11 protein-coding genes are annotated in these 9,402 nt (G+C 44.2%); 6 read left to right on the forward strand and 5 right to left on the reverse strand.

The window, feature by feature from the left end; all coding sequences use genetic code 11:
• Positions 1-433: 433 nt before the first annotated feature.
• From AEA42_RS03050 to AEA42_RS03065, 4 genes are read right to left on the reverse strand one after another with little or no spacing between them, the layout of a single operon-like run.
• Positions 434-1,015 (reverse strand): TlpA disulfide reductase family protein, encoded by a 582-nt coding sequence (locus tag AEA42_RS03050; RefSeq protein ID WP_037429821.1) that lies wholly within the window; start codon positions 1,013-1,015, stop codon positions 434-436.
• Positions 1,012-1,491 carry a heme lyase NrfEFG subunit NrfF gene (gene nrfF / locus AEA42_RS03055; RefSeq protein ID WP_037422794.1) on the reverse strand — a complete coding sequence of 160 codons (480 nt, stop codon included), beginning with the start codon at positions 1,489-1,491 and terminating at the stop codon, positions 1,012-1,014. Before nrfF ends, AEA42_RS03050 begins: the two co-directional genes overlap by 4 nt.
• Positions 1,488-2,042: a DsbE family thiol:disulfide interchange protein gene (locus AEA42_RS03060; RefSeq protein WP_037422791.1), complete on the reverse strand. Its 555-nt coding sequence runs from the start codon at positions 2,040-2,042 to the stop codon at positions 1,488-1,490. Before AEA42_RS03060 ends, nrfF begins: the two co-directional genes overlap by 4 nt.
• An 11-nt stretch (positions 2,043-2,053) precedes the next feature.
• A complete protein-coding gene (locus AEA42_RS03065) occupies positions 2,054-4,033 on the reverse strand; it encodes a heme lyase CcmF/NrfE family subunit (RefSeq protein WP_037429822.1) in 1,980 nt (659 codons plus the stop codon).
• Positions 4,034-4,432: 399 nt separating this feature from the next.
• On the opposite strand from AEA42_RS03065, the gene ccmI reads away from it, so the two are divergent.
• Positions 4,433-5,680, forward strand: coding sequence for a c-type cytochrome biogenesis protein CcmI (gene ccmI / locus AEA42_RS03070; RefSeq protein ID WP_037429823.1), 1,248 nt, complete (start codon positions 4,433-4,435; stop codon positions 5,678-5,680).
• Between the two features lie 85 nt (positions 5,681-5,765).
• On the opposite strand, the gene scyA is transcribed toward ccmI, so the two are convergent.
• Positions 5,766-6,065 carry a monoheme cytochrome c5 ScyA gene (gene scyA / locus AEA42_RS03075; RefSeq protein ID WP_037422782.1) on the reverse strand — a complete coding sequence of 100 codons (300 nt, stop codon included), beginning with the start codon at positions 6,063-6,065 and terminating at the stop codon, positions 5,766-5,768.
• A gap of 324 nt (positions 6,066-6,389) precedes the next feature.
• On the opposite strand from scyA, the gene ccmA reads away from it, so the two are divergent.
• The 5 genes from ccmA to ccmE are packed head-to-tail and all read left to right on the forward strand — an operon-like array spanning position 6,390 to position 9,168.
• Positions 6,390-7,040: a cytochrome c biogenesis heme-transporting ATPase CcmA gene (gene ccmA, locus AEA42_RS03080; protein ID WP_037422780.1), complete on the forward strand. Its 651-nt coding sequence runs from the start codon at positions 6,390-6,392 to the stop codon at positions 7,038-7,040.
• Positions 7,041-7,051: 11 nt separating this feature from the next.
• On the forward strand, positions 7,052-7,738 hold the full coding sequence (ccmB, locus tag AEA42_RS03085; protein WP_037422777.1) for a heme exporter protein CcmB: 687 nt from the start codon (positions 7,052-7,054) through the stop codon (positions 7,736-7,738).
• A gap of 1 nt (position 7,739) precedes the next feature.
• Positions 7,740-8,486, forward strand: coding sequence for a heme ABC transporter permease (locus tag AEA42_RS03090; protein WP_055646935.1), 747 nt, complete (start codon positions 7,740-7,742; stop codon positions 8,484-8,486).
• Positions 8,486-8,686, forward strand: coding sequence for a heme exporter protein CcmD (gene ccmD, locus AEA42_RS03095; RefSeq protein ID WP_037422771.1), 201 nt, complete (start codon positions 8,486-8,488; stop codon positions 8,684-8,686). Before AEA42_RS03090 ends, ccmD begins: the two co-directional genes overlap by 1 nt.
• A complete protein-coding gene (gene ccmE, locus AEA42_RS03100) occupies positions 8,683-9,168 on the forward strand; it encodes a cytochrome c maturation protein CcmE (RefSeq protein ID WP_037422767.1) in 486 nt (161 codons plus the stop codon). Before ccmD ends, ccmE begins: the two co-directional genes overlap by 4 nt.
• Positions 9,169-9,402: the final 234 nt, after the last annotated feature.

Consider the following 9,402-nt stretch of genomic DNA (forward strand, 5'->3'; position numbering starts at 1 on the left):
CAATTCATACATTACTGTATGTACATATTGCTATGAACACTCATTCATTGATTTAATTCTTTGATTACTCGCCAAACGGCAGAGTAATTTCGATTAACTCAACACCTGTGAGTGTCCACACAGATTTCTTGTTTAGATTGTTAAAGAGCATTTGACCATTCACTTCGCGTTACCGCTCACTGGGTCAGGGCTGCGTATTCTACGCATTTCCCTTGTCGCGTCAAGGCGTTTTTGCAAACTTCTTGAGGCTTTCGAATCAACTGCACATTTTGCATTCGATTCGCACTGTAACCGCGCTCGCTTTCGCTGTCTGCCGTGTCAGTGGATGCGCATTATAGGCAGCGAAACTTTTTGTGCAAGCGCTTTTTAAAAGAAAAAAGATCGCATGGCGATCTTTTCTACAACGGTGCTCTATTTACGCTCTATATGCTGTTTAATTCAGCTTTTTAGCGCCTTTATCGATAAAACTTTGGATTAGCGATACGGCTTTTGCATCATCCCAGTCGACAAAGGAGCGCACAAACGCGATCAATTGGCCATTTTGATCGAGAATAAAGGTTGCAGGAATGGTATCCAGTGGGAACACCTGTCCTAAGTTTTGCGTAGGATCGTAATAGGAATTAAAGTTTGCCATTCCTAATGAAGTGAGAAAAGGCTGCACTTGTTGCTTACCACCTGCATCAATAGAGATAGGCAATAACGCAAACTGATCCGCTTTAAACTTTGTCGCCAAACGCTCAATTGCGGGCAACTCCCTTACGCAGGGAGGGCACCAAGTCGCCCACATGTTGACCATCACAACTTTGCCTTTGTATTGGCTAAAGTCGATAGGCTTTCCATTCGCATCACTAAAAGCAACAACTTCGATAGGATAAGTCTGTGGAAGAACGTTAATCAGATCGACTGTCGACTCAATCGGTTTATTTGCCTGCTGCATGCCGGGGTACGCATGGGCACCACCAGCAAAGGCAACAGACAGACTCGCTAGGATTGCAGCTAAAGCAAATGACTTCATTTATTATCACGCTTTAATAAAGCATCAAGCGCTTTTTGATCTTCGGCACTGATCTCAGGCTCGGTCGTGCCACCGATACGTTGCTTGCGGATAAAGATGAAACCAATGATAAGACCGAGCAATAACAAACCCACTGGACCTAACCAAAGAATATAGGTTTTAGTTTCCATTTTCGGTTTGTAGAGTACAAACTCACCATAACGGCTGGTCATAAACTCGATGATTTCATCGTCACCTTTGCCTTCATCGACCATTTTATACACTTCAAGGCGCAGATCTCGTGCAACTGGCGAGTTGGAATCGATCAAGTTTTGGTTCTGACATTGCGGGCAACGCAACTCATGCGCTAATGACAAACCTCGTTTTTGGTTTTCGGGTGATTTAAATTCGTAAGTATCAACCGGTGTGGCCATTACGGTTGTCACCATACTCAGCATTAACACCAGGCCACCAATGATTTTTGTCAAAATTCTCACGCTGCACCATCCTTCGCCGCTTCAGCTTGGAGTTGTTGAATCATAGGATAGAGAGTTTCACTCCATACACGCTGGTCAATAGGCCCTGCGTAGCGATAACGAATAATGCCATTATGATCAACAATAAAGCTTTCCGGTGCACCGTAAACGCCAAGATCTAAGCCTAAGCGTCCATCCTTATCAAAAATATTGATATTGTAAGGATCACCCTGGCGTTTTAATTCTTCCAGCGCGGGGATACGTTCGTCACGATAGTTAATCCCATAGATAGGCAGAATATTCTGACGTTTCAGCATGACTAAGAAAGGGTGTTCATACTTACAAGAGGGGCACCAAGTAGCCCAAACGTTAAGTAATGACACTTTTCCTTTCAGTTGCTCATTGGTAATCATCTCGTTTGGTGTTTCGAGACGTTCCAGTTGGAAAGCCGGAATAGGCTTTCCTTCCAGAGCTGAATCCAGTTTCTGCGGATTTAAAAACAATCCTTTGTATAAAAATACCCCCATGCCAAGAAAAATGACTAATGGGATAAACAGAACCAACTTCTTCATACATTCCCCAATTATTGAGCGGTAGCTAATTTCGCTTTTTCAGTTTGCGGCTTAACGATAGCAGCCACTTTTGAGCGATAGCGTTTATCCGATGCGGCAAAGAAACCACCGACCATCATGAATATTGCCCCAAACCATAACCAACGAACAAAAGGCTTGTAGTTCAAACGCACAGCAAATTCAGTGCTGCTGATTGGATCGCCCATGGTGACATATAAGTCACGGAACAGACCCCAATCGATACCGGCTTCGGTCATGTCCATAGTACGCACATTGTATTGGCGACGATCAGGCTTGAGTAACGTCAGCAGCTTATCGCCTTTGTAGATCTCAATTTGACCTTGTTGTGCGGTGTAGTTAGGACCAACGACGTTCTTAGTCTCAAGATATTTAAAGGTATAACCCGCAAGCTCTTGGCTTATGCCAGGCCCCATACGCACACTTTTCTCAACCGAGTAGTTAGATACCATAGTGGCACCGATAACCGACACAGCAATACCTAAGTGAGCTAAGATCATACCCAGCTCACTACGGCCCATACGTGCCACGCTTAATTCACCATCTTTAGGCTTCACGATATTGTAAGCGGCTCTAGCGGTTGCCAACACAATCCAAGCAGCGGCGGCGATACCCAAAGCAACCCACACGTTAAAAGCACCATCGACAATAAATGGCGTCACGATACCAATCGCGGCTGATACTAATGCAGGCACCAGCAATTGGCGTTTTAACTCACCCGCTTTTGATTTCTTCCAACGGATGATCGGACCCACGCCCATAAACGCAAACAGCACGAGCACGATCGGTACAAACACAGCATTAAAATATGGAGGTCCAACAGAGATCTTGCCCATACCTAAAGCATCGATCAGCAGTGGATATAACGTCCCTAACAGGACTGTACCAGCAGCGACAGTCAGCAATACGTTACAGACTAACAGCATGGTTTCTTTTGATTTCAATTCGAAGCGTGCTGGGCTGCTCATTTCACTTGCGCGGAAGGCAAACAACGTGAGCGAACCACCGATAGCTAAGCCAAGTAATAACAGAATAAACATACCGCGGCTTGGATCGGCTGCGAATGAGTGAACCGATGTCAGTACGCCGGAACGCACGATAAAGGTACCCAGTAAACTTAACGAAAATGCAAAGATTGACAGCAATACTGTCCAGTTACGGAACGCACCACGTTTTTCGGTCACAATCAGCGAATGCACTAAAGCAGTACCCACTAGCCAAGGCATAAAGGAGGCATTTTCTACTGGATCCCAGAACCACCAGCCACCCCAGCCTAATTCGTAGTATGCCCACCAAGAACCTAATGCAATACCGCCAGTGAGGAAAATCCAAGCAGCCAAGGTCCAAGGACGAGACCAACGAGCCCAAGCCGAGTCAAGATGGCCACTCATCAATGCAGCAATTGCAAACGCAAAGCTTACAGAGAAACCCACATAACCTAAATACAACATTGGCGGATGGAAGATTAAGCCTACATCCTGCAACATTGGGTTCAAGTCGCGACCTTCGGCTGGCATTGGAAATAAACGTTCAAATGGGCTAGAAGTGAGCAGCATAAATAAGCTAAAACCAATCACAATCAGCGCCAATACAGCCAGCACCCTTGCAGTAAACACTTCTTCCAAGCCTTTACTGAATAATGCGACAGAAGCGGCCCAAGTCGATAACGCAAACACCCAGAACAACAGAGACCCTTCATGACCGCCCCATACGGCCGCAATCTTAAAGAAAATAGGTAACTGAGAATTAGAGTGATGTGCCACGTAGGCCACGGAGAAATCATCAACGGCGAAGCTATAACCAAGCGATACTACGGATAAAGCAATAAAAAAGAACATTCCGTAGGCTAACGGCCAAGCATACCTCACTAGGTATTGGTCTTTACGGGCAACACCTATAAGGGGAACGCTGGTTAACAAGAAGGCGAATGCCACTCCTATAATCAGCGAAAAGTGTCCAAGTTCTGGGATCATGGGTTTTCCTCAGTCTCTAATAATATGTTGATTTAGAAAAATTCCAAACCAACGCACAACATGCTGTTCACACAAATGCACGAAATTTGGTTCATTTTAGTATTTGCTATTGTTCCTGTCTGCCTCTTTCATACAAAACTGGGTGACTTGTCTCATTCTCGATTTTTGCCCAAATGGAGCCACCGCAGGCCTACAGTTTTGCATGTGACAGATAAATGAGCCTTAAGTTTCATATAAAATTTACCAGATGGAACAATTTGTGAACCAGTGCCCAACTCTCAGCTTTCACAGTTGTGAAGGTCTTATATTACTGTTCAATGAATAATCTTTACGTATAATCTTGCTTCCAAGCCAGCGGTAACAACCGCTTTTATGCAAACTAAAGTGAATATAGAAACAATGACGACATTTTGGATTTTTATTGCGCTTGTTGTGTTGGTCAGCTTAACACTGATCTGGATCCCACATTTCAGACAGCAAAAGTTATTGCGTACTGAGGAAGCTGGTGTTCGCAAACAAACGAACCTCGAATTGTTCAATGAACGTCTTTCCACCCTTGAGAAAGAACTTAATGAAGAACTGCTCGACCAAGCAGAATTTGATGCGCTTAAGAAAGAACTCGAAATCAGTTTACTCCAAGACATCAAACAAGCGAGCGATGATTCCCTTGTCAATCAAATCAAACCTAAAAGTATCCTTTGGCCATCAGTCATGTCGGTATGCTTGATTGCGATCTCAGGTTACCTTTATCAGCAATTAGGGGCCTTTGAAAATATTGGCAATACCCAAGCGGCTAACCCACATGCTGGTATGGATACTGCGCAAATCATGGGGCAGCGCGTACAAATGATGGAAGCCCAAGTGCAAGCCGAGCCAGAAAATAGTCAGGCTTGGTTTAGTCTAGGTCATGCATATATTTCGGCTAACCAATTTGATAAAGCAGTCGCGGCCTTCGACAAAGTGATGGATTTAGTGGGCAAACATGCCGAGTTAATCGGACCAAAGGCCACGGCGTTGTACTACAAAGCCGGTCAGCAAATGACACCAGAAATTCAAGCCTTAATAGACGAATCGCTAGCATTAGATCCACAGGATCCATCAACACTGTTGTTAGTTGGTATGGATGCTTTCTTTACTGCAAAGTACCAAAAAGCCATTGATTCATGGCAGACTATTCTTAATAGTGACCGTACAGATGTGGATCGCGCCGCACTGATGAATGCCATCGAAACAGCTAACTTACGTATGCAAGCCGAAACGACAGGTATGCCTAACGATGATGTACACAAGCAGGCAAAAGTCACAAGCAAATCAGTAAGTATTGAAATTTCAATTTCACCTGAACTTGCAGCGAAAGCGAGCCCAGAAGACACTATCTTTGTCTTTGCACGTGCAACTGAAGGTCCTAAAGTACCGCTAGCAGCAACTAAAGTTAGTGCAAAATCATTGCCTGTTACAGTGACACTAGACGACAGCACAGGCATGGGTGGCGATGTAAAATTAAGCCAAACTGCTAGCGTTGAAGTTATTGCCGTCTTATCCAAGCATGGCAATATCAAACCTCAGGCGGGTGATATTCAAGGAAAAATCAGCAAAGTTAATGTGGGTGAAACGGCAAACTTAGTACTGGATACCCAAGTGCAATAAGTTATCCGCACCTAGCACTAAGTTTCAGCTTAGCGCAGACATAAAAAAACCGGCTAATGCCGGTTTTTTAACACTGCAAAAAAAATTACTTAGCTTTAGACATAAACTCGATAGCTGCTTTGTAATCATCATCAGTACAATCAGTACACATACCACCTGGTGGCATTGCGTTTAAACCTGTTTTTACACTTTTAACTAGATTATCAACACCTTTAGCTAAACGTGGTTCCCACTCCGCTGCATTGTGCGCTTTTGGAGCACCAGCAACACCCATGCTATGGCACACGGTACATGCCTTGTTGAAAATAGCTTCAGCATCTTGAGCTGAAACGTTGACTGACATAGTCAAAGCAGCGACTGCAGTCATTGCTAACAGTTTTTTCATGTTCAATGTTCCTAATGCAAATACGTACAAAGCTCGCGCTGCCCTTTGAGGCAGACTCATTATAGCGGACTAAGATTACTACAAACTTCAATAAATCTCATCTTTTTGTGATTAGAATCTCAGCACAAATGATATAAGGCGACAAGCGTGACAAATTCGTTAATATATTAGCAACTATTAAAAAAGTTCGATTTGTACGAGAAATATTGCGGTTATTGGAACCACATCAAATTGCTGACATCTAGTCCCAAGCAAGTGTAAACCCGCAATATCGTTTGTGTTAGAATCACTTGTGTTTCCTTCCGGCTTGAGATAGAGGGTTCAGTGACAAATATAACTTCAGTAAACACACTGTTATCAGCGAGCAAGCTGACATGCATCCGTGAAGAACGCATTCTATTTGATGAATTAAGTTTTGAGATTAATGCTGGCGATATCGTCCAGATTGAAGGCCCTAATGGTGCCGGCAAAACCAGTTTATTACGCATATTAGCAGGTCTATCTCGTCCCTATGCGGGGCAAACCTTCTATATAAATGAAGATATCAACCGCTGTCGTGACGAATATAACGAAGATCTACTGTATTTAGGCCATCTTGCGGGAGTGAAATCCGAATTAACCGCTGAGGAAAACCTTAACTTCAATTTAAGAATCAGTGGCTATGATGATTTTGATACGTCTGCCATATTAGCTAAAGTAAATCTATCAGGTTTTGAGGAAGCGCTTGCTGGGCATTTGTCCGCGGGCCAACATCGCCGAACAGCATTGGCAAGGCTTTGGCACAATGATTGTAAGGTGTGGATCCTAGATGAACCTTTTACCGCAATCGATAAAAAAGGCGTCGAAGAGCTTGAACAGTTATTTATTCAACATGCGGATAATGGTGGCTGTGTGATCCTGACCACTCACCAAGATATGGGCATTATCAAAGATGATAGGCTTCGTAAAATTCGTCTAGATTATCGCTTCGTATAAGGTTTGGCATAATGAAAAGAGGCATCAGCTTTACTCAAGCGTTTTTAACGTTACTTCAGCGGGATCTAAAGATTGCCATTCGACACCGTGGTGATATTTTTAATCCCCTATTATTCTTCATTATGGTTGTAACCCTATTTCCACTCGGCATTGGCCCAGAACCACAAATGCTAGCCCGTATTGCCCCAGGGATTATTTGGGTTGCGGCATTGTTAGCATCCATGTTGTCGCTGGAGCGTCTATTTAAAGCTGACTTTAGTGACGGCAGCTTAGAACAGATGCTACTTAGCCCACAACCTTTGTCTGTTTTAGTCTTAGCCAAAGTGTTAGCCCACTGGATACTTACGGGTGTTCCATTGATTATTATTGCCCCACTGCTGGCCGTGCTACTGAACTTAGATGCTAATAGTTATGGTGCATTGATTGCCACACTGGCTTTAGGCACCCCAGTGTTGTCACTCTTAGGTGCTATTGGCGTGGCATTAACCGTTGGTCTACGTAAAGGCGGCGTACTATTAAGCCTTTTGATTCTGCCACTTTATATTCCAGTGCTCATTTTCGCGACCAGCGCCATTGATGCGGCAGGAATGAATTTACCCTATGACGGTCAGCTCGCTATAATTGGCGCCATGTTGATCGGTTCGTTAACCTTAGCACCTTTTGCAATCGGTGCATCTCTGCGAGTGAGTACTAACTAAAATGTGGAAATGGTTACACCCTTACGCGGATCCTGAACGCGCATATAAGTTATCAGGAGCATTATTTCCATGGTTTGCCACCTTAGCCTGCCTTTTCCTTACAGTTGGCACCGTATGGGGTTTATTGTTTGCCCCGACAGATTACCAGCAAGGAGATAGCTACCGTATTATCTTTATCCATGTACCAGCTGCATCAATGTCAATGGCGGCCTACATGGGTATGGCGACAGCGGCATTTATTGGTCTTGTCTGGCAGGTCAAATTAGCAGACTGGGCAGCTGCGTCTATTGCTCCTATAGGAGCTGTCATCACCTTTATAGCACTCTTTACTGGTGCCGCTTGGGGCAAACCTATGTGGGGCACTTGGTGGGTATGGGATGCGCGTCTGACCTCTGAATTAGTACTACTATTCCTCTACTTAGGTGTGATTTCCCTCTACGCTTCTTTTGAAGACAAAGTGCTGGCTGCACGTGCAGCAGGGATCTTGGCAATCGTAGGGGTAATTAATATCCCCATTATTAAATATTCAGTTGAATGGTGGAGCTCATTGCATCAACCATCAACCATCAAAATTACCTCTAAATCGACCATGTCGAGTGACATGTTATACCCACTTTTAATCAATATTTTAGGTTTCGGGCTTATGATAGGCGCTATCACTATTGTGAGATTTAGAGCAGAAATCTTAGCAAGAAACGGCATGCGCCCTTGGGTACGTGAACTTGCTAAAGCTGAGGAGGTCAAATAATGCAATTCGATTCTATCAGTGATTTTTTCAACATGGGTGGCTATGCCTTTTATGTATGGCTTGCCTATGGTGTGACCTTCTTCTGTGTATCGACGCTGATCATCACTAGCGCACGCCAAAAGCGTAAGGTTTTGATTGAAATAGCGAAAAAGATGAACCGCGAAGAGCGCCTCAAAGAAACTAGGAGTAACAAATCGTGAACCCAAGACGCAAAAAGAGACTGACGTTAGCTATAGCACTAATCGGTGGCGTAGCCGCGATTGCTTCACTGCTGCTGTATGCGTTGAACTCCAACTTAAACTTATTCTATACACCGTCAGAAATCGTAAACGGTAAAACCGATACAGGCGTTAAACCCGAAGCGGGCCAACGTATTCGTGTAGGTGGCATGGTAACGGTAGGCTCTATGGTACGTGATCCAAACAGCCTGCATGTGCAATTTGCAGTACACGATTCCTTAGGTGGCGAAATTCTAGTGACCTATGACGATCTATTACCGGATCTATTCCGCGAAGGACAAGGCATCGTCGCCCAAGGTGTATTAGGGGAAGATGGTAAGTTGGCCGCAACTGAAGTCTTAGCAAAACATGATGAAAACTACATGCCTCCAGAAGTTGCAGAAGCAATGGGGCAAAAACATGAGAAGCTAGATTACAGTCAGCAGAAAGCGACAGCACAATAACGTAAGCACATCGCCGAAAAAATATTTAAAGCCTCATTATGAGGCTTTTTTATTGCCCGCCGGATACTCGAGGTTGGACTATACTCAAAGCTATATTCCACTAGGTACTGAAGGATCCCCTCATAAATCAGCCATAGCATAGCCATATTTGAGCAACTGATTGGCGAATAATACCCAGGCCGCCAGCAATTCTTTCTCCGTGATTTGATAATCAGGCCGCCTGAGTACCTCCAA

Source organism: Shewanella sp. Sh95 (genome assembly GCF_001308045.1).
GTDB classification, from domain to species: Bacteria; Pseudomonadota; Gammaproteobacteria; order Enterobacterales; family Shewanellaceae; genus Shewanella; species Shewanella xiamenensis.

Excerpts from the sequence above, each read along its gene's own strand:
- AEA42_RS03065 (WP_037429822.1), bottom strand. The coding sequence starts at position 4,033 with ATGATCCCAGAACTTGGACACTTTTCGCTGATTATAGGAGTGGCATTC.
- AEA42_RS03060 (WP_037422791.1), bottom strand. The coding sequence starts at position 2,042 with ATGAAGAAGTTGGTTCTGTTTATCCCATTAGTCATTTTTCTTGGCATG.
- scyA (WP_037422782.1), bottom strand. The coding sequence starts at position 6,065 with ATGAAAAAACTGTTAGCAATGACTGCAGTCGCTGCTTTGACTATGTCA.
- ccmB (WP_037422777.1), top strand. The coding sequence starts at position 7,052 with ATGAAAAGAGGCATCAGCTTTACTCAAGCGTTTTTAACGTTACTTCAG.
- ccmD (WP_037422771.1), top strand. The coding sequence starts at position 8,486 with ATGCAATTCGATTCTATCAGTGATTTTTTCAACATGGGTGGCTATGCC.
- AEA42_RS03050 (WP_037429821.1), bottom strand. The coding sequence starts at position 1,015 with ATGAAGTCATTTGCTTTAGCTGCAATCCTAGCGAGTCTGTCTGTTGCC.
- ccmI (WP_037429823.1), top strand. The coding sequence starts at position 4,433 with ATGACGACATTTTGGATTTTTATTGCGCTTGTTGTGTTGGTCAGCTTA.
- AEA42_RS03090 (WP_055646935.1), top strand. The coding sequence starts at position 7,740 with ATGTGGAAATGGTTACACCCTTACGCGGATCCTGAACGCGCATATAAG.